Below are 22,065 nucleotides of genomic sequence, written 5' to 3'. Positions count from 1 at the left end.
CGATCGGCCTCCGGTACGTCATATGGGGAGGGTATTCCCCTCCTCGCGACGGGCACGATCAGGTGACGTCGTAGACCACGACCTCGATGTCCCGTTGAGAGAGGGCGTCGACCACAAGGGGTTCGATCCGGTCCCACCGACCGCCGGCCAGCCCGGTGCCGATCCGTGGCATGTGGACTGACGCACGCAGTTCCAGCGCGTGCCGGCCGAGCGCTTCCAGGCACCGTTGGACGGCCTCGTACCTGATCGGGGGGCCGGCACTGCCGCGTCTGATGCCGCGTTGCGCGACCATGTTGGCCACCCAGACATCCGGGCGGACCTGGACCAGGCGGACCGCGCCGAGCCCGAAGTCGTTGCTGGCGCGCTCGCGGTGCCAGCGGCGGTAGTCCCGCTCCGGCTCCGGCCAGCGCCGCGACACGGCCAGCACAAAGCCCTTGCCCCAGCCGCCGAGGTCGTTGCAGACATGCGCGATGATCTTCGGTCCGCTGGCCTGCGGGCTGGTCGCGTCACCCTTGAGAATGGTCATCTGCCGCACACGGCGACAATGCCAGACGGGTACGACACCGACCGCACTGTGTGTGGTGAGTCGAAATGCCTCGGCTGTTCCCGGCCACCGGAGCCGAGGCCGGACCGCCAGCGTTCGCCAGACGTTCATTGGGCGTTGCCCGTCCTGGACGCGATCCGACCCCACCATCGGCCCGTGAGGCGCCCCTGGATCTTCGTGATCGCAATCGTCATCCTCGCCGCCCTCGGCGCGGGGATCGGATACCACTTCGGCTTACCCGGACGTCCGGACACCGTCCACGGTGTGGTCGGGTCGGAGAAGGCGGCGTTCTTCGCGGACCCGCGCGTACAGGACACCTTCGCCCGGCACGGGCTCCGGGTGGAGGTCGACGCGCGCGGCTCGGGCGAGATGTCGACCACCGTGCCACTGGGACGGTACGACTTCGCCTTCCCCGGCAGTGGGCACGCGGCCGAGCGGGTACGTCAGGTCCGCCCGGCCGTCGGCTCGTACGCACCGTTCGCCTCGCCGCTCGCGGTCGCGACCTTCACCCCGATCGTCGACCTGCTCGCCGCCCAGGGGGTGGTACGTCGGGCCGCCGAGGGTCACCGGGTGCTCGACCTGACAAGATTTCTCGACCTGGCCCGCCGTGACGTGCGCTGGGACCAGCTTCCCGGCAACGTGGTCTACCCGGCCCGGCGGGACATCCTGCTCACCACCACCCATCCCAGTGATTCCGGCTCCGCGGCGAGTTACGCCTGGCTGGCGGCCCGGCAACTCGGTGACCACGAGTCCGTCGACGACCAGGTGGTCCGGCTCTTCGCCGACCAGGGTGGCCTGGAACGGTCCACCGAGGACCCGTTCCAGAAGTACCTGACCCAGTCACTGGACTTCGCGCCGCTGGTGCTCGCCTACGAGGCCCAGTACGTCGAGGCGACCCGGAGCGGCCTCCTGCCCCGCAACGGAACCCTGCTCTACCTCTCGCCGACCGTACGCACGGTTCACACCCTGGTCGCGTTCACCGACCCGGGCGACAAGGTCGGGCGCCTGCTGAACACCGACGCCGGGCTGGTCCGGCTCGCCGCCGAGCACGGCTTCCGTACCGCCGACGAGTCGGTCTCCGCGGCCGTGCTCGCCGGGCTCTCCGCCGGTGGGGCGGCGCTGCCCGGCCGGATCAGCGACGTGGTGGACCCGCCCCCACCGGCGACCATCGAATCACTGCTCACCACTCTCGATGTACGCCTACGACCGTGACGACGAGGAGACGACGAGTGCGCCGTACCGCATATCTGACCCTGGTGGTGCTGCTCGCCGCCGTGGCCGGGTGCACCAGCCAGACCGGCCCCGAGCCCGCCGAGGGTTCGGAGGCCCCGTACAAGCGCGGCTCGGGCGTGCTGCGGGTGCTGGCCGGCTCGGAACTGGCCGATCTGGGTCCGATCCTGGCCCAGGCCGAGACGGCGACCGGGGTACGGGTGCAACTGACCGAGATCGGCACGCTCGACGGGATCGAGCGCGTAGTCTCCGGCGCCGCCTCGGCCGACCAGGACGCGACCTGGTTCTCCAGCAACCGCTACCTGGAGCTGCACCCGAACGCCACCGGCAAGATCGACGTGAGTACCAAGGTGGCCAACTCCCCGGTGGTGCTCGGGTTGCGTACCTCGGTGGCACGGGAACTGGGCTGGGACGCGCACCGGCCGACCTGGAGCGAGATCGCCACCGCCGCCGGGGAGGGCAAGTTCACCTACGGCATGACCAATCCGGCGGCCTCGAACTCCGGTTATTCCGCGTTGGTGAGCGTCGCCGCCGCCCTCGCCGGTACGGGTCGGGCGCTCGGCACGGCCGAGATCAACGCGCTCACGCCCCGGCTGCGGCCCTTCTTCGCCGGCCAGTCGCTGACCGCCGGCTCGTCCGGCTGGCTGGCCGACGCCTACGTCAAGCGGCAGGGCGGCGACGCCCCGGTGGACGGGCTGATCAACTACGAGTCGGTGCTCGTGTCGCTCAACCACGGCGGCAAGCTCGCCGAGCCGCTGACCATCGTCCACCCCGCCGACGGCGTGGTCACCGCCGACTACCCGCTGACGCTGCTCTCCGGCGCATCGGAGCAGGCCCGGACCAACTACGCGGCGATCGCCGACTTCCTACGCCGGCCGAGCACCCAACGCCGGATCATGGAGACCACGTACCGCCGACCGGCCGTACCGGGCGTCCCGCTCGCCGACTCGCTCGGTCCGCTCGAAGGCGGCCTGGTCGAGCTGCCGTTCCCGTCCCGGTACGACGCGGCGACCGCGCTGGTGACCGGCTTCGGCGACGCACTGCGCCGACCGGCGCGCACGATCTACCTGCTCGACGTCTCCGGGTCGATGCGCGGGGCCCGGCTGGACGGGCTCAGGTCCGCGCTGCTCGGCCTCTCCGGCGCCGACACCTCGATCTCCGGCGAGTTGACCCGGTTCAACGGCCGGGAACAGGTGATCCTGATTCCGTTCAGCACCAAACCGTCGGCTCCGCGCCGGTTCGACGTACCGGAGACGAACCGGGAACCCGCGCTCGACCGGATTCGTGGCGACGTACGGCAGTTGGCCGCCGAGGGCGACACCGCCGTCTACGACGCGCTCGTGAACGGTCTCGACCTGGCCCGCCAACTCGACGCGGCGGAACCCGGACGGATCACCTCGGTCGTGCTGCTCACCGACGGTGAGCGGACGGTCGGGAGGAGCTTCACGGACTTCCAGTCCTACCACGCCAAGCTGCCGGCGCGGGCAAAGGCCGTACCGGTGTTCGCCCTGCTGTTCGGCGAGGGCAACGTGGGTGAGATGACCGAGATCGCCGCGCTCACCGGCGGTCGTACGTTCGACGCGCGTACCGGCGCGCTGGCTGCCGTTTTCAAGGAAATCCGCGGCTACCAGTGACATCGCCGCCGGTGGACCGTGCGCCACGGGCAGGGTTCACCGGCGGCGCAGGCGTTCCACTCACCGCAGCCGTGGCGGGACCTGCTGGGGGTGGCGATCCGTTCGGCCGCCTCGGGCTCCGGCGTCGGCGAGGACTACACGTACGGTCGACCATCCCGACGGTCGGCGAGCCTGCCCGGTGTGATCCTGCCGAGCCTGCGACGCAGGCCGCCCCGGGTCTGCGTCGTCATCGACACCTCCGGATCGGTGAGCGACGCCGAGCTGGGCAGCGCGCTGCTCGAGGTCAACGCGATCGCCCGAGCCGTCGGCGGCCGACGCGACCTGGTCAGCGTGCTGCCGTGCGACGCGGCAGCCGGATTCGCCCGCTCGTTGTGCCGGTCCGAGGGGATTCCGCTGATAGGTGGCGGCGGCACGGATCTGCGTACGGGTTTCGCGACGGCACTACGGGCACGCCCCCGCCCGGAGGTCGTGGTGGTGCTGACCGACGGGCAGACGCCCTGGCCGGAGAGGCGGCCACCGTGCCGGACCGTGGTGGGTCTCTTCCCCCGGGAACGGAGGTCCGGTTCGTGGGACGAGAACGATCCCGACCACGTGCCGGACACACCGCCCGAGTGGGCGCGGGTGGTCGTCATCGGCTCGGTAACCGCCGGTGGATGAACGTGCACTCCGTGAGCGGAGGCAGAGCCGCCGCCCACGGAGCCCTGCTCAGTCCGTGACCAGGGCCGGCGTCGCGGTGCCGTGGATACGCCGGGAGTGCTTGGCGAACGCGCGCGGACCGAGGCGCGAGAACATGAACCAGGCGGGCGCCGGGAGGGTGTCCTTCAGGATCCGCACCTGCTCGGGCTCGGCGCCGTAAAGTGCCATGCCGAAGACCAACGGCAGCTTGCTCTTCGGCATCTTCCCCATCGTCGCGGCGGCCACCGCTTCCCACTCGGCGGCCGTCAGGTACTTGTCGATCAACGACAGTACGTGCGTCTCCTCGGTGTCCAGGTGCTCCACCATCGGTGGGATCATCCGCTCGACGGCGGCGGCGAGCGCCTCCCGCTCCCCGGTGCCCGCGGTACGGCGCCACTGGTCGAGCTTCGCGTCCACCTCGGCCAACGCGCGGTGGAGCGCCTCGTGCTGGTGCTCCATCGTCTCGACCATCGGGGTGATCTCGGCCGCTCCCCGCTCGAGCAGCTTCGGCCAGACCAGCAGGTCCTCACCCTCGTGATGCTTGGTCAGCACGAACGTGAGCAGTCCGACGTGGTCCGCGACCAGCCCGGCCCGGGTGACGTCACCTTCGGCGACCTCCCGGACCAGCCCCGGTACCGCCGCGAACTCGCGCCGGAAGACCTTGTGCACCACGTACATGTCACGACTGTCGGCCATCGGTGTGGCAGCGCTGGGCATTTCTCTTCGCTCCAGTGTTGGTTACTCGGCCCGGCCGGACCCGGTCCGGCGGGGCCCGAACGGAAAGCGCCTCGGTCCTGGCCGGGCCAGCGTGCCAGGTGCCGCTTGCGGCCGACTTGGAATCCACCAACCGGGTATCAGCCGGCGAGCGCGGACTCCGCCTCGGCCAGCCAGTACGTCGCGTCCCACCGCCGGGCCACCCGCGCCGCGAGCGCGAAGTGCCGCTCCGCCTCGTCGGCACGGCCCTGGAGGCGGAACAGCTCGCCGAGGGTCAGCGCGACCGGACGCATGACAACCGTCGTGCTGGAGAAACCGGCCAACTGCTCGCGCACCGGGAGCAGGGCGTCGATGACGGGCTGGGCCAGGTCCCGCCGGCCCAGTCTGACAACTGTCATCGCACGTATCGTGAACAGGGCCGACTGCACATAGTCGGGACGGTAGGCGTGTGTTCCGACCGGCACCTGCCGCGCCTCGTCGACCCGGCCGCTCTCGAAGAGGGCCAGCGCCAACAGGTCGTCGACGATCGGACCGAGCAACGGCCGCACCAGCCGGGTCGGTTCCAGAAGCTCGGCAAACCGCCGCTGGCTCAGCAGCAGGGTCGCCGTCCCGACGTAACGAAGGCCGGCGGCGTGCATCGAACCCTGCCGCCGCATTCCGTCGGCGGCCTCGTGATAGAGCCGCTGCGCGGTCGCGAAGTCACCGGCGATGTGCGCGAGGGCAGCCCGCGAGCACAGCTCGATTGCCAGCGCCTCCTTGAGCTGGTAGGTACGGGCGAGTAGGGCCTGCCGGTCGATGCTGGCGCGTACCTCGTCCGGCTGGTTGGAGGTGCCGGCGATGTTGCCGAGCACCTGCTCGGCGATCCACTGGTAGGTCACCAGTCCGTGCCCGTCGGCAAGATCGCACAGCTCGAGCGCCAGCTCCCGGCGCTCCGGCATTTCCAGGTCGTACCGCATGGTCCGTAGACGGGCGACCAGTGCGAGGGCGTGCAGCTCGGGATCGCCCAGCCCGCGGGCGATGGCCAACGCCTCCACGGCCGCCGCCGGGCCACGCGGGTCCGCCTCGCCGTCGAGTTCGTTGCCCAGTGCCTCCAGCAGCCGGCAGCGCTCGACCGGGCCGAGGTCCGCCTTGCGGAGCAGTCGGCTGAGCATCCCGACGACCCGGTGGTCCACGGCCCCGTACGCGCGAATCTGCCACGGCGTCGGCACGGTCCACGCGGTGAACGCGGCGACGAGCAGCTCGTCACGGCCGGATGCGGCGGCGATGTCGACCGCGCGGGCACGGGTGTCCCGGGCGGTGCCCAGCCCGCCGCCCCGAGCCTGGGCCCGCAGCAACCGACCGAGGAGGTCGACCTTCATGGCGTCACGGTCCCCGGCGACCGCGTCGGCGAGGTCGACCGCGTTGCCGAGCAGTTCGATCGCCGCGTCGTAGGCGTAGCGTCGCTCGGCCAGCTCCGCCGCGCGTACCGCGTAGTCGACCGCGAGTCGGGCGGTGTCGGACGATGCGGCGCGGGCGTAGTGGTGGGCCAGCGCCGGGTAGTCGTCGGGACGCAACCGGCGGGTGCAGGCGGCGACGCGGGCGTGCATCCTGGCTCGGCGCAGGTGCGAGATGTCGGTGTAGACCGTGTCGCGGACCAGGCCGTGAACGAATCGCACCCGACCCGGCACCGGCTCGGTGAGCAGCCCGGCGACCAGCCCCGCCTCCAACGAGTCGAGGACAACGGCCTCGTCGGCGTCGGCGGCCCCGACCAGGGTCGCCACGTCGGCCTCCCGCCCGACGACGGAGGCGAGCCGCAGCACCGCGACCGCCTGCGGTGGCAGGCGGGAAAGGCGCCGACGCAGCACGTCACGTACGCCGTCCGGCACGTCCGACGTGGCCACCAGGGCGCCCTCGGAGGCGAGTAGCTGAGCCGACTCGCGTACGTAGAACGGGTTGCCTCCGGTGCGTTCGCTGAGCGCCGCCACCGTCTCCGGGTCGACGGCGGTTCGGGCGTAGGCGCGGACCAGCCGTGCGACGTCGGCCGTCGCGAGTCCGTCCAGGTGTATCCGCCGGGGTGACCGGCGGGCCAGGTCCGCCATGGCCTGCCCGAGCCGCTCGCGGTTGTCGGTGGGCCGCAACGCCGCGACAAACAGGACCGGTGCACCGGTCGGCTCGGTGGCGCTGGTCAACAGCAGCAGCGTCTCCGCGTCGGCGGCGTGCAGGTCGTCGATGAAGATGGCGACCGGCCTGCGCGCGGCGGCAGCACGCAGCCAGGCCACGACGGCCCGGTGCAGCCGGAACCGACCGGCGGCAACGTCGGGGGCTTGGTCACGTTGGGAGTCGTCGAGCAGTGGGGCGAGTGCCGGTGCCAGTTCCCCCGGCGGCGTCTCCTCGGCGAGCCGCCGGAGCACCTCGACCCACGCCCAGGCCGCCGGTGCGCCCTCGACCTCGGGGCAGCGGCCGACCGCGACCAGCCAGCCGTGGTCGGCAAGCTCGCGCTGGAAGCGAGCGAGCAAACTGGTCTTGCCTGCGCCCGCCTCCCCGGTGAGCAGCGCGACCCGTTGCCCCTCCGTGGCCACCTCCTCGGCGATCGCCCTGAGCGTGGTCAGCTCGGCCTCCCGCCCGACGAACAACTCGTCGGGCGTCGGCAACGCCTCCACCTGTAACCGCGCGCCCAAGGCTGCGGCGGCAGCAGGCGGCGTGGCGGCAGCGGTCAGCGCAGCGGCCGGGGGCGTGGCGATCACCGTGCCGGCGACCGGCGGGAGCAGGTCGGTGCGCTGGCCCAGGATGGCGGTCTCCAGGTCGACCAGGGCCGGTCCCGGGTCGAGGCCGACTTCCTCGGCCAGGACCGCGCGTGCCCGGCGCAGCGCCGCGAGGGCGTCCCCCTGCCGACCCGTACGCCACAGCGCCAGCGCCAGCAGCCGCCAGCCCTCCTCACGCAGCGGCGCCTGCTTTGTCAGCACCTCCGCCTCGGGCACCGACTCGGCGGCACCGCCGGTCCGGATGCTCACCTCGACGAGCAGTTCCCGGGCGACCAGGCGCAGTTCCGCCAGCCGCGTCACCTCCGTCCGCGCCCACGACTCTGCCGCGAACTCCCCGTACGCGCCACCGCGCCACAGTTCCAGGCCGGCTTCGAGCAGAGGGCGGGCGCGCCCCGGGTCGGCGGCGCCGATCGACCGGGCCTGGGCGAGCAGGTTCTCGAACCGCCAGGCGTCGACGGCGTCGGTGGGCACCCTGAGCGCGTAGCCGGGGGGCGTGGTCACCAGCAGGCGCGCCGGCGCCCGGCGTTCGCGGGCCGGTTCCAGGAGTCGGCGCAGGTTGGAGACGTACGCCTGGAGGGAGCCGATCGCCCGGGGCGGCGCCTCGCCCCGCCACAGGTCCTCGATCATCCGGTCGACGGAGACAACCTCGCCCCGGGCCGACAGCAGCAGCGCGAGCACGGCCCGCTGGCGGGGCCCGCCGAGGTCGACCGGATCGCTCCCGTCGAACTCGACCTCGAACGGTCCCAGCACCCGCAGCAGCATGACGTGCGCAATCGTAGCCGCGTGGCCGTCGCCGGCACGGCTCGCCGGACCAGAGAGTCGGCCACGTCACCCAGTGCCCGCCGAGCGAGGTTTGCCCTTTTTCAGGTTCGCCCAGGAATTTCGTTCGCCGGCCGAACCGGCGGTGGACGTTGGCGAACGTCAGTGGGGACGTCCGGCACCGTTGGGTTGTGGTTTGGCCGGGTGTGGCCGGGATGTCACGCCACATGCATGCCGGCTGCTGACGATCACGGTAATTGCCGTTGTTCGATCCTCAGGAGCCCAGATGCGCAGACTGCTCCCCTTGGCGCTGTCCGTCCTCTCCGTCGCCCTCTCCGTCGCCGTGCCGGCCCAGCCCGCCCGGGCCGCCGCCGACGGGACGCTGACGGTGACGTCGCCGTCCGTCGCGGTCGGCACCGACCTCTCGTTCAGCTACTCCACGCCCCGACCCGACGCGAAGAACTGGGTGGGGCTGTACACCGATCCGGGCAACGGACCCGTCAACGAGACAAACGCCGGGCCGTCGACCAGGTGGGCGTACGCGCCTTCGGCCAACGGTTCCGGCACCCTGCCCACCACGGGGCTCGCCCCGGGCGCCTACGTCCTGTACCTCCTCTACGACGACGGGTACACCTGGCTCGCGCAGCCGGTTCGGGTACGCCTGACCGCCGCGCTTCCCGGCACCCTGACCCTCGGCTCGACCACGGTCGCCGCGGGCACGCCGATCCCGCTCACTTACACGACGTCGAAGCCGAACGCCAAGAACTGGGTCGGGCTCTACCGGAACCCCGGCAACGGGCCGGTTGACCAGACGTACGTTGGACCGTCGCTGAGCTGGACCTACACCACGGGCTCCAGCGGATCGGCCGCGCTGTCCACATCGGGTCTCGCGGCCGGTGACTACATCGTCTACTACCTGTTCAACGACGGGTACACCTGGCTCGCCCAGCCCGCCACGCTACGGCTGACCAGCAATGCCGCCCCGCGCTTCCCGACCTCGGTGTTCACCCTGCGCAACGCCAAGGTCGGCGCCGCCTATTCGGCGACGGTGCAGGGGCTCGTGCAGGGAGACAGCACCCGTCTGAGCTTCGCCAAGACCTCCGGGCCGGCGTGGGCCACGGTCTCCTCCAGCGGTGCCGTCACCGGCACCCCGACCACGGCGGGCAGTGCCACGCTCGGCATCCGCGCCACCACCGCGTCCGGCACCGCCGACGCGACGGTGACGATCCGCGTGCAGTCCGGTGCGCTCGTCCCGCAGTTCAACGCGCTGAGCTGGAACCTCTGGCACGGCGGCACCGCGGTCTCCGGCGGCCTGGAGAAGGAGCTGAAGTTCCTGCTCGAACGGGACATCGACGTCGTCGGCATCCAGGAGAACCAGGGCAGCGCCGCCCAGACCCTCGCCGCGTCGCTGGGCTGGTCGTACTTCCAGAACTCCGACACCGCCGTGCTCAGCCGCTACCCGATCACCGCCACGACGCCCACCGTCGCCGGCTCGGCCGTCGCCGCCAGGATCGACCTGGGCTCCCGTTCGCTGCGGCTCTGGAGCGCCCACCTCGGCTACACCCCGTACGGCCCGTACGACGCCTGCTTCGGACGCATGAGCACCCAGCAGCTCCTGAACCGGGAGTCGGCCTCGGGCCGGACCGGTCAGATCAACAGCATCATCGCCGCGATGTCGGCCGACCTCAGCGGCTCCTCGGCCACGCCCGTGCTGCTGACCGGTGACTTCAACGCCCCGTCCCACCTCGACTGGACGTCGACGAACTCCCGCTGCGGCTACGGAGCCGTCCCGTGGCCCACCTCCACGGTCCCCGCCAACGCCGGCCTCGTCGACTCCTACCGCCAGGCCCGCCCCAACCCCTCGACCGATCCGGGCGCCACCTGGTCCCCCGTCTACAAGACCTTCACCGGTGGCTACGGCTACGACTCCCACGCCGGCGAGCCCGAACCCCAGGACCGCATCGACTTCATCCACTACAAGGGGCCGCTCACCGTCCTGTCCTCCGACGCCGTGTGGGAAGGCAGCCCCTCCCAGTCCAACCCGTCCGCCAACGCCTGGACCTCGGACCACGCGGCGGTCCTCACCGTCTTCCGGCTCAACTGACCCTGGGCGGCACCCGGCGGCGGCGTGGGAGTCCTCTCCCGCGCCGTCGCCGCCGCGTACGGACGGGTCGTTGCGTGACCGCGTCGGGACGCCCCGATCGACGGGCCTGTCGCCCGAGACTCGTCGCGACGCTTGTGGCCGTGAGTGGAAGCGCTCAAGGCGGAGCCTTTGAACCCGATCGACGCAGCTCATAGCATCCAAGTCACAGCCCACCCACCTGATGAGGCGACGTCTCACGCGATCAGCGCACCCACGAACGCGCGGACATACCAAGGGAGTCTTCGATGACGACGGTCCTCGGTCTAGGCGGTTCAGGCCATGACTGGTCGGCATGCGCGATTCGCGACGACAGGGTCGTCGCGATCGACGAGGAACGGCTGACCCGGCACAAGTACGGCGTCGGCTCCGACCTGCTCGCCGGGGCCAGCCGGCGCACCGTACTGGACGCGCTGGGCGAGGTGCCCGGCGATGTCCGGCACGTGGTCGCCTGCGACCTGGTGCCGCGTACGTTCACCCACGCCTACCGGGACCGGCTCGTCCGGATCAACCACCACCTGGCCCACGCCTACAGCACGTTTGTCGCGTCCGGCTATCCCGACGCGGCGATTCTCGTCTGTGACAACTCCGGCAGCCTGCTCTCCGGCCAGCGGGTCGGCGGGTCAGACCGGGTCGCCGAGACGATCAGCTACTACCAGGGCAACTCCGAGGGGATCACGCTGCTCGACAAGGTCAGCGGTGCGCACCAGGTGGAGGCGACGAGCGAGTCCGCGTACTACCAGCCGGGGTCGACCGACAACTCCCTCGGGCAGTTCTACCGCAGCGCGAGCCTGGCGATCGGGCTCTCCTACAGCGTCGACGACTCGCAGACCTACCCGGTCAGCGAGGACGGCAAGACCATGGGGCTTGCCCCCTACGGCGACACCCGGTTCGTGGACGAGGTTGTCGGGCTCATCTCGTTCCTGCCCGAAGGGCAGTTGCAGATCTCCGCGGACGAGGTCGACCGTACCTTCGCCAAGCTTGTCGCGGATGGTGACTTCGAGGTCAAGGCCGCTCTGGCCCGTGCGGCCCAGGAGGCGCTGGAGCGGGCGCTGTTGCACTGCGCCCGCGCGCTGCACGCTCGTACCGGGGCGACGAGACTCTGCCTCGCCGGTGGGGTGGCGCTCAACAGCGTCGCCAATGGGCGCATCCTGCGCGAGACGCCGTTCGAGCACGTCTTCGTGGTGCCCGCCGCCGGTGACAACGGCATCTCCCTGGGCTGCGCCTACTACGCCGCGCACCGGCTCCAGGGTCGGGCCATCGCCGACCTGCCCCGGCTGACCGACGCCTATCTCGGCCCGGTCTACCCGCAGTCGCGGATCGACGAGGCGATCAGCAAGGGCGGCCTGGTCGCCGAGGAGTGCGCCGACCTGCCCGACCGGGTCGCCGGGCTTCTCGAAGCGGGAGCCTTCGTCGCGTGGTTCGACGGCGGATCGGAGTTCGGTCCGAGGTCACTCGGGCACCGCAGCATCCTGGCCGCGCCGTACCCGGCCGACGTCAAGGACCGGCTCAACGACCAGGTGAAGTTCCGGGAGTGGTTCCGCCCGTACGCGCCCATCGTCCTGGCCGAGCAGACGACGCGGTATTTCGATCTCACGCAGGAATCGCCCTACATGCTGATCGTCGCCAACGTGCTACAGCCGGACGCGATCCCCGCGGTCACACACGTCGACGGTACGGCCCGGGTGCAGACCCTCGGTGAGACCACCAACCCCCGCCTGTACGCGGTGATCTCCCGCTTCGCCGCCCGTACCGGCGTTCCCGTGGTGCTCAACACGTCCTTCAACGTGGCCGGTCAGCCGATCGTGGAGACCCCGGAGGACGCGGTCACCGCCTTCGTGTCGATGCGGCTCGACTACATCGTCATCGGTGACCGGCTCTTCAAGCACCCACACCGTGACAACTATCGCTGAACCCCGGCGGGTGGCGTAGCGACCTGGCCGAGACACGGGCCGGCGGCCGGCGCGGTCGGGTCGGGCCCAGGATCGCCGCGCCACCCCGACCGCGCCGGCCACCGACCGAGGACCGCCGTCGACCCGCAGGTCCAGGATCTGCGCTCAGGGTACGGGCGCGGCCGACGAGTAGCAGGCTTCCACGATCGACAGTACGTCGCGTACGCAGTCCAGCGACCGCTTGGTTGTCGTGTCGTCGTCGGCGGTCACGAGGTCGTCGAGGAGCCGGTCGTACTCGGCGCCGACCGTGGTGTCCGGCAGCGCCACCTCCTCGACCTCCCCCGCGCTGCGGACACGCAGGGACGCCCTCGGCAGCCGGTGCGGGCTGAAGCCGAACGTGGTACGCAGCCGCGCCGACGCGTCCGTGCCGTGCAGGGTGATCGTCGTCCGGTCGACCTCTTCGTGTGACGCCCAGGCGAACCGTAGCCCGAGCGCGTAGCTGTCGGTGGTCACCAGCCCGGTGAGCTGATCCTCGACATCGCCCGCACAGGCCCGAGCACCGGCGGGAGCAGCGGCCGAGGAGGGCTGCCAGAGCGCGGCTCCATCCCGTCGGCGCAGGAAGTCCGCGGTGGCGGTGGCGACGGCGGCGCGTACCCGGACCGGGCCCCAGAGGTCGTGGGCCACGTCGAGCACGTGCCAGCCGAGGTCGACGAGTGCTCCCCCACCGGCGCTGGCGCTGTCGGTGAACCAGTGACGTTGCGGGATTCCTCGGCCGCGTACCCAGCTCAGTTCGGCGAGTCGCGGTGTGCCCAGCCGGCCGGAGGCGACGACGTCGCGCAGCGCGGACACGTCGGTCCGGTGGCGTGCGGCGGCCGACAGGGCCAGCGATCCGCCGCCGTCAGCCGCAGCGGCCGCGATCCGGTCGATCTCGTCGACCCGGGTGCAGTTCGGCTTCTCCAGGACGACCCGGCGCCCCCGCCGCAGGAACCACTCGGCGATCTCGGCGTGCGTGTGGTTGGGAGTGAGTACGAAGACCAGGTCGACCTCGTCGACGGGCACGTCCCGGTAGTCGGCATGGACCGGTAGGTCGCCGAGGAGACCGGCCGCGCGCCCGGCCGCGGCGACGGTCGGTTCGACCGCCCCGACCACGGTGATCGCGGGGTGGGCCAGCAGGCGGGGCAGCCACACCTCGGTGGCCACCCAGCCCAGCCCGACGACCACGGTCCTCATCGGGCCCCCGTGGGCTGTCGGGTCGAGATCCCCGCGAGCACCTTGGCCAGTGCCGTGGCGACCTGGGCGGTGTCCTCCGAGGAGCCGAGCAGCGTACGGTGGTGCAGCCAGATGCCCCGCGTGCCGATCTTCTCGCTGGCCGGACAGCGTTCGGCGAGGTCCTCGACGCCGGGCAGCCCGTGGACCGGTCCGGCCCAGAACGCGGGCGTACGGTAGACGGGTGGATAGTTGACGAAGGCCGGGATGCCCTCGGCCAGCAGTGCCTCCACCACCAGCGCGCGGTCCACGTCCTCGTGTTCCAGGGTGAACATGGCCATGTAGTGCGGGTTGAGGTCACAGCGGGCGTCGCGCCCCTGCGCGCGGACCCCGTCGATGCCCGACAGCGCCACGGAAAGCTCCCTCCACCGGGCCTCGCGACGCGCGGTCTGCTCGGCGACGCGGGCGAGCTGGGCGCGCAGGACGGCCGCGCTGAATTCGTTGAGCCGGAAGTTCGACGACGGGGTGCGGTGGGCGTAGACCCGGTCACCGATCGGGCGCCCGCAGCTGTGGCGGACGAACGCCTCCTCGTACCATGCCTCGTCGGGCAGTAGCACCGCGCCGCCCTCGCCGGCGGTCATCAGCTTGCCGTTCTGGAAGCTGAAGCAGGCGACGCTGCCGAGTTCGCCGAGCCGCTTGCCTTCCCAAGTGGCGCCGTGGGCGTGCGCGGCGTCCTGGATGATGGTGACGCCGTGGCGGTTGGCCCAGTCGCCGATGGCGGCCATGTCGGCGACCTGGCCCGCCATGTGGACGGGGATGACGGCCTTGGTACGCGGGGTGCGCACGGCCTCCAACCGCGCGGCGTCCAGGCAGTAGGTGTCGATGTCCACGTCGACCGGCACGGCGACGCCACCGAGGCGGGCGACCGCGTTGGATGTCGCGATGAAGGTGAACGCGGGCACGATGACCTCTTCGCCCGGGGCGAGGCCGATGAGTTCCAGGGCGAGTTCGAGTGCGTGCGTGCCGTTGCTGACCGCGAGCGCGGCGGGCGCGCCGTGGAAGTCGGCGAACTCGCGCTCGAACTCGTTGACCTCACTACCGCCGGCTCGCCACCACTGTCCCTGTTCGAGGGCGCGGATCAGCGCCGCACGTTCGGTGTCGTCGTGGTAGGGCCAGGCCGGAAAGGGCTCTCGCCGGACCGGGGTGCCACCGTCGATGGCCAGCGTCATGATGATTCTCCTCGATTGCTCGACTGAAGCCACCGGTCCGCGCGAACGGCCCGCAGGTATCCGGCCGTGCTGCCGTCGCCGGAGAGCAGTTCGGGTAGGGCGATGACTGCCGGGTCGCGGTGCTGGGTGATGAACCGCCGCAGATTGAGGTCGTGCTCCTCCCACCGGTGGGGGCGCGGGTGGGAGAGGTGGATGCCGTCGGCCCGGTCGGCGAGGTGGAAGGTGGCGCCGTCGAGCATCAGCCGGTAGCCCAGCTCGAGGTCCTCGCAACCCCAGAGCTGACCGTACGACTCGTCGAATCCACCGAGGCGCTGCCAGGTCGACCTGAGCATCGACACGTTGGCTCCCACACAGGCCAGCCACGGGGCCACCGCAGGCGCCCTGCCCACGGCCATGTCGACCACGAGGCGTTCCAGGGCATTGACGAAGGTACGCCCGAAGCCACCCCCGACCGCCGCCGGGTACGGGTCGTCGGGTGCGGCGTCGATCAGCCGGGCGGCGCCGGGCAGCTCCCGCAGCGGGCCGTGCACGACGACTTCCGCACCGGGTTGCGCGCTCCCGATCGGCTGATCGGTGCCCTCCAGGTGGGCCGCGATGTGTGCCGCGACAAAATGCGGCGGGACGACGATGTCGTCGTCGATGAAGATCAGCAGGTCAGCGTCAGCGGCCTGGGCACCGGCATTGCGGGCACCGGCCCGGCCGACCCCGGTGAGCTGGACGACCCGAGGACCGAGGCCCTGCTCGGCGGCCCCGGCGATGACGGCCAGGGTGTCGTCGGTCGCGCCGTCCACGACGACAACAACCTCAAAGTCGGTGTGGGACTGACGCTGGACCCCGGCCAGGGTCGTGCGAAGGGCCGCCGCCTTGTTCCGGGTGGGTATCACGATGCTTGTTCGCAAAGGCCTGCCCTTCTCGGGTGTGCCGCGCCCTTTTCCCTGGGTTCATCCCCATTCGAGGCCGCTGAACACCGTCTTTGCGCGCGTGCGAGCCATGACGTCCATTCCCTTCGGCTGGCCTTCGGGTATCGGTTCGACGTAGATCCAGGATTTCGCGATCAACATCCGGTGTCACGGGCGTCGATGTGCCCGCAAGTGCTCTGACAGGTTCGTGTCGGTGTGCCGGGCCGGCGTCTGCGGCGAGACCGTCGAGGAGAGCCGGTCGGGTTCTCGGCCGGTGGCCGGGCGCAGCGGCCGATCCTGGTGGTAGGACAACCCCAGCCGGGCCGCCGTCTCCGCCTTTGTCAACTCCGCGCCCAGGTATCCGGCGTGGGTGTTCTCCCGGACCAGGCCGAGCCCGAGGATCCGCAGCAGAAGCGCCTCCGCACTTCGCCCGGTCATCTCGTGCCCGGAAGCGAGGTCGTCCCGATAGTGGCGCACCCTGATCCGGCGGGTGGAATGGTCGACGTCGATCACGAAGAATCCCTCCCCCGCCGCCGCGATCGGCACCCGCGGTCGCATCCCGGTGACCTGCCGCAGCCGGCTCCCGCTGGCGGCGAGCTCCGCCTCCAGCCCGTCGGGCAGCGCGATGGCGCGCAGCCGGGGTAGTCGCCCGATCCGGCCGACGAGCGTTGCCGGGTCGTCGGTGCCGATCAGGTCGTGGACCGTGATTCGCCGCCGGAACTCGCCGACGACGGTCGGCCGAAGCCCCGCGACCCGGGCCCGGTAGCCGACCGCCCCGATGATGGTCCCGTCTCGGTCGCACCCGTTCGCGGCGAGGGCGAGCAGGCTCTGCCCCTGGCGGAAGAGCGGCGAGTCGCTCCCGCAGACGACGAGGTGGCGCAGGTACGGCGTGCTCAGCGCACCGATGACGAGCTGTTCGATGCCGAGGTTGGCGGTTGCCATCGACGCCGCGATGGCAACCCTCGACGCCGATTCCAGCCTGGCGGCGAGCGCCACCGAGGTCAGCGTACAGACGGCGACGTCCGCTGGCCCGTGGTCGGGTGGGGTTGGTTCGGTCACCATGTCGGGGCGCCGCCGTTGTAACTTCGTGGCGCTCCGCCCGGGGTCACCTCTGGCATGGTCGAGCTGATCGACGAGACGTCGAGCCCGAGGCGGTGCAGCGCCATGCCGACCCGCAGTTGTTCGCCCCGGATGCGGTCGATGGCCTCGCGGAACCGCGTCTCGATCGCGGCGACCTGACGGTGGCGCTTGGCCTCGTCGAGCCGGTCGTCGAGGACATCGGTGAGGTTCTCCATGAAGAACTCGTAGTTGGCCTGCCCCATCGCCTGGCGCTTGGTGTGCAGGAAGTCCTTGAACCGCTCCAGCACCTCCACGGCCGCGGGGTTGGTGTGGAAGCGGCGGTAGAGGCGGGACACGAAGGTCTGCACGACCACGTTGAAGGTCTCGAACTCGAAGACCGCGGACTGCCCGGTGATCACGCCACGCTGGTGGTAGTCGTCGTTGTTGTAGAGCGAGGCAAAATGGATGCCGAGGCGCTGCACGCGCTCGTCGGCGTACCGGTAGTCGTAGGGGTCCAGGGTCGCGGCGTACTTCTCCCCGACCAGGCCGTCCTCCGTCATCCGGGCCAGGATCCCGGTGCCCGGGTAGACCTCCAGACGTTCGGTGAGCCGGCGCAGGTTGTGCCCGGAGTGGGCGCGCAGGAAGTCGGCGTTCTCGACCAGGGTCTCGACGGTGGCGTACGGGTGGAACGGGATGAAGCCCATGGCCAGGTAGATGCCGTGCTCGCGAAGCATCCGGATGATGCGTACGTTGTCGTCGACGGTGGCGCGCTTCTCCCAGAGCACCAGCTCGGACGCGACGCCCGACTCGATACCGACGTTGACCTTCTCCAGTCCGCTTCTGACCAGCAGGTCCATCAGGTCGTGGTCGTCGGCGGTGTCGGCCCAGTTCTCGGCCCGCATGCAGATGTTGTAGTAGATGTCCAGACCCCGGTCGAGGATGCCCTCGGCGATCTCACGGACCCGCTTCTTGCCGACCCGCCCACCGTCGGGGTCCTCGAAGGTCGAGTCGACGAAATCGAGCGTCCGGAAGCGGTGGGTGTTGACCAGCAACTCGACCTCGTCGACGACCGAGGATGCCGGGCGGCCCCGCCACGCCTTGCCGGCCTGCACCCGGTTGCCGAGGTTGGGTGCCGAGCAGAAGGTGCATTGCGCCACGCAGCCCCGGCTGGTGCTGACCCGGACGTACTCGAGTTTGTTGCCGTGGTCGACGAGCTGGTCGCGGGCCGGGTAGGGCAGCACGTCGAGGTTGTGGATGAGCGGTCGAGGGGGATTCTGGCGCAGCGACCCGTCCCCGGCCCGGTAGGCGATGCCGGGAATCGTGGTGAGGTCGCCGTCGAGCGCGACGCGCTCGACGATGTCGAGAATGACCGGTTCGCCCTCGCCGATGGCGACCAGGTCCGCGTCGGCGTTGACGCGGAGCACCTCGGTCCCGGTGAAGGTCCCGGCGGGGCCGCCGCAGACGATCAGACCCTCGGGGTACGCGAGCCGTAGCTGGCGGCTGAACTCGACGCAGCTAGGCACGTTGAGGCTCATCAGCGTGAAGCAGATGATCTGCGGTCGGGCCTCGGCGATCTCGGCGACGATCGCGCTGTAGTCACCGTGTTCGACTTCGCGGATGTCGCAGGTCACCCCGACCTGACGCAGTACCGCGGCCATGTAGCCGACACCGAGGTGCTCGGGCGACATCACCAGGTCGCCGTCGAGCAGGATGATGAAACTGACCCGGATCGACGCGGGGTCGGTGATCCGTTCGTCCAACCCGATGGTGAACTCGCCCGGCTTGGCCCGACGCGGCACGAGGGGAAGATCCACGGTCATATCCACTCCTATGTCCGATGGGGCTGTCTGCGTCCGCGGCTCGACACGTCGCGGCCCTCCATGCTCGGCGGAGGCGCTATCCTGAGGTGGCCGAGCACCGTCGGGGCGACGTCGCGCATCTCCACCGTCCCGGCGCCGTGATCGCCACGGAGCCAGAACAGCGCGTCCTCGCGAGTGTGGGTTCCGGTGAGCGGGCCGTCGACGGTCAGCTCGTCGACCGCCCAGCTTCCCCGTACCTGTACGTCGGGGGCCGGAACGATGACGAGGTCGGCGGCGGCCTCCCGACACGGGCCCTGGTAGAGATCGACGCCGCGCAGCACCTCGGCGACGACCGGCTCGCCGACCCGGGCGTCGGTGACCGCGCCGTCGGGGGTGCGCCGCAGCGCCAGCAGCCCGGCGGTGATCTCCTCGACGAGTTCGTCGACGGGCAGCTCGCGCCCGCGCGGGAACCGGTCGGCGCGGTTGAGGAAGATCCGGCCCGGGTCGAGGGCGAAGGCGGTGGTGGTCTCGTCGATCTCGGTCAGCGATCCCGCGTCGCGTGGCAGGGCGAGGTACCCGGCCTGGCGCAGCCAGGCGTTGATGTGGAACTGCGTGGTCACTGGGCCGAACCCGTGGTCACTCACGATCATCAGGGCGCCGTCGCCGGCCCGTTCGGCGAGTTCCTGCACCGCCGTGTCGAGCCGGCCGTAGAACTCGAGGATCCGCCCGTGGACCGGCGAGTTCTCGTCCATCAGGTCACGCCACAGGAAGTGGTGCACCCGGTCGGTCTCGGTGTAGACGCAGACCGCGAGCTGGGCGTCCGCTCCGCCGGTCGGGCCGGCGGTGTCGAGGATGTGACGGAATGCCTCCCGGCGGGCGGCGAGTGCCGCGTCGACGCGGTCCATGAAGGCGAACGGGTCGGCGTGCACGTCGCCGACGGTCACGTCGAGCTGGTACCCGATGTCCCGCAACGGTCCGCGCACCTCGGGCGGGTAGACCGCCCGGTCGAAGTCGGGTGCCACGAAGCCGGACAGCAGCACCCCCCGCATCGGCGGTGCCGGGTAGGTGCCGGGCACGTTGAGCACCACGCTGCGCCGGCCGCTGGCGCCCACGGGCTGCCAGACGGGGGTGGCCCTGAGGTCCCGCAGGTTCGGGAAGTAGGTCTGGTAGCTGCCGGGTCGCAGGTCGACGAAGCCGTAGATGCCGTGCGTCCCGCAGTCGGCACCGGTCAGGAAGCTGGCCCAGGAGGTGGAGCTGATGTCCGGGATCGGCGCCCGCAGCGGTCGCAGTGTCGCCTGTGGCAGGAGCTTGGCGAGGTGGGGCATGACCGCCCGGTCGGCGAGCTGGCGCAACAACCAGTGCGGTACGCCGTCGAGCCCGATCACCAGCATGTCGTCCGCTCGGCCGGTCATCGCGGCACCCGTGCCTCTGCGGTGACCGGTGCGCCACCGGCGACCCGGTCGATGACCCCGAGGCCGACCGCTTCGCCCGCCGCGTCGCAGAGCATGAACCGGCCGACCGGCGGGCAGTCGACCAGGCTGTCGGCCGCGACCGGTTCGGCCAGCCGGATGCGGATCGCGGCGATCTCGCTGAAGCCGATCACCTGACCGTCGGGGCAGGGCTCGAACGTCGAACTTTCCCAGCGCTGGTCGATGCCTTCGATGTGCCCGTTGACGGAGGCACTGGCGAACCGGACCTCGCACCGTTCGCCACCGGCGAGATCACGGTCGGCGACGTTGAGGACGCGGGCGTACCAGAGGTCGCCGAGGCTCAGGGGTTCGTCGCCGGGGGCGAGGATCGCGCCGGACGGGGGTGGGGTGCCGTCGATACGCAGGCCGACGCTGTCGCCGGGACCGGCCACGGCCAGCGGCGGTTCGCCGAAGCGCTCGATCGACGTGACCTGACAGGTGGCCCCGGTACGCGGATCGACAAGTTCCCGGCCGGGCCGCAGCAGGCCGCTCTCGATCCGACCGACGACCAGGGGGCTGCCGCCCCGGTTCAGGACCGTCTGGACGGCGAACCGCAGCCGAGCCAACTCGGCCCGACGCTGGCCCTGGGCGTGCAGGGTCTCGACGAGGTGGCTGCCGGCGTACCAGGACAGCGGGTGGCCGGGCGGGATCGGGGCGGTGATGTTGGTGCCGTCGATGGCGCTGACGGGGACGGTCGCCACGAGCTGGATACCGCACTCGGCGGCGACGGCGGCCATGGTGGCGGCGAGGTCGTCGTAGACGTTTGACCGGTAGTCGACCAGGTCCATCTTGGTCGCCGCGCAGACGCAGGTGGTCACGCCGAGGAGTTCGAGGATGCGCATGTGCCGTTTGGTCTGCGGCACGATCCCCTGTTCGCAGTCGACGACGACGACCCCGACGTCGGCGGTGGACGCCCCGGTCACCATGTTCTTGAGCAGTTCGAGGTGGCCCGGCACGTCGATGAGGGTCAGCCGCCGTCCGTCCTGCTCGATGACGGCCTGGGCGGTGTCCAGGGTGAACAGGCCGTTGCGCTCCTCGGCCAGCCCGTCGAGGAGGAACGCCAGGCCGCCGTCGAGGACGGGGGCGTTGAGGCGGTCGGGGGTCATCGCGCCGGCGTCCAGCAGGATCCGCCCGAGCAGGGTGGACTTGCCGTGGTCGACCTCGCCGACGAAGGCGACGCGTAGGGTGTCCGCGCGCCACTCGCGCACGTCCTGGTCGGGTTCGTCCTGGTCGATCATGCCCGCCTCACATGTATCCGAGGGCGCGGAGCTTCTGCATGGCCTCGGCGTCCTCCTTGTCCTGGGCGCGTCCGGCGCGCTCGCCCTCGGTGGACCGGCGTACGTCGAGCAGGATCTCCACCACGGTCGAAGCGCTGCTCCGCACCGGTGAGCAGCAGCAGGCGCAGCCGATCGAGCGGTATCGCTGGCCGTCCTCGGCGAAGTACAGGTCGGGCACCGGGATGGCCTCGGCCTCGATGTACTCCCAGATGTCGACTTCCCGCCAGCGCAGCAGCGGGTGCACCCGGATGTGCCCGTCGTCGCTGACCGCGGCCTGGTGCAGATCCCAGAACTCGGGCGGCTGGTTCTGGTAGTCCCAGGAGAACGAGGCGTCACGCGGGCTGAAGGTGCGCTCCTTGGCGCGTACCCCGTGCTCGTCTCCCCGGATGCCGAGGATCACCGCGTCGTAGCCGCCGCCGCTGATCGCCTGTTGCAGGGCGTTGGTCTTCAGGGCGGTACAGCAGGCGAGTTTGCCCCCCACGCCCGGCCCCATTCCGGACGCGAGCGCCGCCTCGTTGCGGTGCACCCTGAGGTCGAGGCCCCACTCGGCCGACATCTTGTCGCGGAACGCGTACATCGACGGGAACTTGTAAGAGGTGTCGATGTGCAACACCGGCAGGGGGATCTCGCCGAAGAACGCCTTGCGTGCCAGCCAGAGCAGGGTGGTGGAGTCCTTGCCCATCGACCACAACAGGGACGGACGCTCGAACCGCTGCTGCACCTCACGCAGTAGGTGCACGGCCTCGTTCTCCAGCTCCCGCAGGGCAGCTCTCATGGCGTCGTCTCCTTCGCGGCGGC

General features: G+C 70.9%; 15 protein-coding genes and 1 pseudogene. 5 read left to right on the top strand and 11 right to left on the bottom strand.

Annotated features, from left to right (window positions below; genetic code table 11):
- Nucleotides 1-58: 58 nt before the first annotated feature.
- Nucleotides 59-526, bottom strand: coding sequence for a macro domain-containing protein (locus ACI2K4_RS03550; RefSeq protein WP_404508401.1), 468 nt, complete (start codon nucleotides 524-526; stop codon nucleotides 59-61).
- 174 nt (nucleotides 527-700) lie between these two features.
- Between ACI2K4_RS03550 and ACI2K4_RS03545 the strand changes: the two genes are divergently transcribed.
- From ACI2K4_RS03545 to ACI2K4_RS03535, 3 genes and pseudogenes are all read left to right on the top strand, one after another.
- The gene (locus tag ACI2K4_RS03545) at nucleotides 701-1,756 is read left to right on the top strand and encodes a hypothetical protein (RefSeq protein WP_404508400.1); all 1,056 of its coding nucleotides are present in this window, start codon (nucleotides 701-703) and stop codon (nucleotides 1,754-1,756) included.
- A gap of 17 nt (nucleotides 1,757-1,773) precedes the next feature.
- Nucleotides 1,774-3,408: a hypothetical protein gene (locus tag ACI2K4_RS03540; RefSeq protein WP_404508399.1), complete on the top strand. Its 1,635-nt coding sequence runs from the start codon at nucleotides 1,774-1,776 to the stop codon at nucleotides 3,406-3,408.
- A 42-nt stretch (nucleotides 3,409-3,450) separates the two neighbouring features.
- Nucleotides 3,451-4,065: pseudogene (locus ACI2K4_RS03535) on the top strand (VWA-like domain-containing protein); the annotation flags it as partial.
- Between the two features lie 48 nt (nucleotides 4,066-4,113).
- On the opposite strand, the gene ACI2K4_RS03530 reads toward ACI2K4_RS03535, so the two are convergent.
- Nucleotides 4,114-4,779, bottom strand: a complete 666-nt coding sequence (locus ACI2K4_RS03530) for a hemerythrin domain-containing protein (protein ID WP_404508398.1) — start codon at nucleotides 4,777-4,779, stop codon at nucleotides 4,114-4,116.
- A gap of 158 nt (nucleotides 4,780-4,937) precedes the next feature.
- A complete protein-coding gene (locus tag ACI2K4_RS03525; RefSeq protein ID WP_404508397.1) occupies nucleotides 4,938-8,300 on the bottom strand; it encodes a BTAD domain-containing putative transcriptional regulator in 3,363 nt (1,120 codons plus the stop codon).
- 283 nt (nucleotides 8,301-8,583) lie between these two features.
- Here ACI2K4_RS03525 and ACI2K4_RS03520 point away from each other — a divergent pair, with 283 nt between their 5' ends.
- Complete coding sequence (locus ACI2K4_RS03520) at nucleotides 8,584-10,401, top strand: endonuclease/exonuclease/phosphatase family protein (RefSeq protein ID WP_404508395.1); 1,818 nt, start codon at nucleotides 8,584-8,586, stop codon at nucleotides 10,399-10,401.
- 284 nt (nucleotides 10,402-10,685) lie between these two features.
- Nucleotides 10,686-12,350, top strand: coding sequence for a carbamoyltransferase (locus ACI2K4_RS03515; protein WP_404508394.1), 1,665 nt, complete (start codon nucleotides 10,686-10,688; stop codon nucleotides 12,348-12,350).
- 144 nt (nucleotides 12,351-12,494) lie between these two features.
- Here the strand turns inward: ACI2K4_RS03515 and ACI2K4_RS03510 are convergent, their stop codons facing one another.
- From ACI2K4_RS03510 to cysD, 8 genes are all read right to left on the bottom strand, one after another.
- Nucleotides 12,495-13,559 carry a Gfo/Idh/MocA family protein gene (locus tag ACI2K4_RS03510; RefSeq protein WP_404508393.1) on the bottom strand — a complete coding sequence of 355 codons (1,065 nt, stop codon included), beginning with the start codon at nucleotides 13,557-13,559 and terminating at the stop codon, nucleotides 12,495-12,497.
- A complete protein-coding gene (locus ACI2K4_RS03505) occupies nucleotides 13,556-14,764 on the bottom strand; it encodes a DegT/DnrJ/EryC1/StrS family aminotransferase (RefSeq protein WP_404508392.1) in 1,209 nt (402 codons plus the stop codon). Before ACI2K4_RS03505 ends, ACI2K4_RS03510 begins: the two co-directional genes overlap by 4 nt.
- Complete coding sequence (locus ACI2K4_RS03500; RefSeq protein ID WP_404508390.1) at nucleotides 14,761-15,648, bottom strand: glycosyltransferase family 2 protein; 888 nt, start codon at nucleotides 15,646-15,648, stop codon at nucleotides 14,761-14,763. Before ACI2K4_RS03500 ends, ACI2K4_RS03505 begins: the two co-directional genes overlap by 4 nt.
- 183 nt (nucleotides 15,649-15,831) lie before the next feature.
- Complete coding sequence (locus ACI2K4_RS03495) at nucleotides 15,832-16,725, bottom strand: hypothetical protein (protein WP_404508389.1); 894 nt, start codon at nucleotides 16,723-16,725, stop codon at nucleotides 15,832-15,834.
- A complete protein-coding gene (locus ACI2K4_RS03490; protein ID WP_404508388.1) occupies nucleotides 16,719-18,536 on the bottom strand; it encodes a B12-binding domain-containing radical SAM protein in 1,818 nt (605 codons plus the stop codon). Before ACI2K4_RS03490 ends, ACI2K4_RS03495 begins: the two co-directional genes overlap by 7 nt.
- A gap of 14 nt (nucleotides 18,537-18,550) precedes the next feature.
- The gene (locus ACI2K4_RS03485) at nucleotides 18,551-19,933 is read right to left on the bottom strand and encodes an alkaline phosphatase family protein (RefSeq protein ID WP_404508387.1); all 1,383 of its coding nucleotides are present in this window, start codon (nucleotides 19,931-19,933) and stop codon (nucleotides 18,551-18,553) included.
- Entirely contained in the window at nucleotides 19,930-21,228 is a 1,299-nt protein-coding gene (locus tag ACI2K4_RS03480) for a GTP-binding protein (protein WP_404508386.1), read from the bottom strand. Before ACI2K4_RS03480 ends, ACI2K4_RS03485 begins: the two co-directional genes overlap by 4 nt.
- A 7-nt stretch (nucleotides 21,229-21,235) precedes the next feature.
- On the bottom strand, nucleotides 21,236-22,042 hold the full coding sequence (gene cysD / locus ACI2K4_RS03475) for a sulfate adenylyltransferase subunit CysD (protein WP_404508385.1): 807 nt from the start codon (nucleotides 22,040-22,042) through the stop codon (nucleotides 21,236-21,238).
- Nucleotides 22,043-22,065: the final 23 nt, after the last annotated feature.

The sequence above is a fragment of the Micromonospora sp. NPDC050397 genome (assembly GCF_044901685.1).
In the GTDB taxonomy this organism is placed as follows: Bacteria; Actinomycetota; Actinomycetes; order Mycobacteriales; family Micromonosporaceae; genus Micromonospora_G.
Note: the sequence above shows the minus strand (reverse complement) of the source record. Positions and strands in the feature narration are given on the sequence as shown.

Excerpts from the sequence above, each read along its gene's own strand:
- ACI2K4_RS03550 (WP_404508401.1), bottom strand. The coding sequence starts at position 526 with ATGACCATTCTCAAGGGTGACGCGACCAGCCCGCAGGCCAGCGGACCG.
- ACI2K4_RS03530 (WP_404508398.1), bottom strand. The coding sequence starts at position 4,779 with ATGGCCGACAGTCGTGACATGTACGTGGTGCACAAGGTCTTCCGGCGC.
- ACI2K4_RS03525 (WP_404508397.1), bottom strand. The coding sequence starts at position 8,300 with ATGCTGCTGCGGGTGCTGGGACCGTTCGAGGTCGAGTTCGACGGGAGC.
- ACI2K4_RS03520 (WP_404508395.1), top strand. The coding sequence starts at position 8,584 with ATGCGCAGACTGCTCCCCTTGGCGCTGTCCGTCCTCTCCGTCGCCCTC.
- ACI2K4_RS03515 (WP_404508394.1), top strand. The coding sequence starts at position 10,686 with ATGACGACGGTCCTCGGTCTAGGCGGTTCAGGCCATGACTGGTCGGCA.
- ACI2K4_RS03510 (WP_404508393.1), bottom strand. The coding sequence starts at position 13,559 with ATGAGGACCGTGGTCGTCGGGCTGGGCTGGGTGGCCACCGAGGTGTGG.
- ACI2K4_RS03505 (WP_404508392.1), bottom strand. The coding sequence starts at position 14,764 with ATGACGCTGGCCATCGACGGTGGCACCCCGGTCCGGCGAGAGCCCTTT.
- ACI2K4_RS03495 (WP_404508389.1), bottom strand. The coding sequence starts at position 16,725 with ATGGTGACCGAACCAACCCCACCCGACCACGGGCCAGCGGACGTCGCC.
- ACI2K4_RS03485 (WP_404508387.1), bottom strand. The coding sequence starts at position 19,933 with ATGACCGGCCGAGCGGACGACATGCTGGTGATCGGGCTCGACGGCGTA.
- ACI2K4_RS03480 (WP_404508386.1), bottom strand. The coding sequence starts at position 21,228 with ATGATCGACCAGGACGAACCCGACCAGGACGTGCGCGAGTGGCGCGCG.
- cysD (WP_404508385.1), bottom strand. The coding sequence starts at position 22,042 with ATGAGAGCTGCCCTGCGGGAGCTGGAGAACGAGGCCGTGCACCTACTG.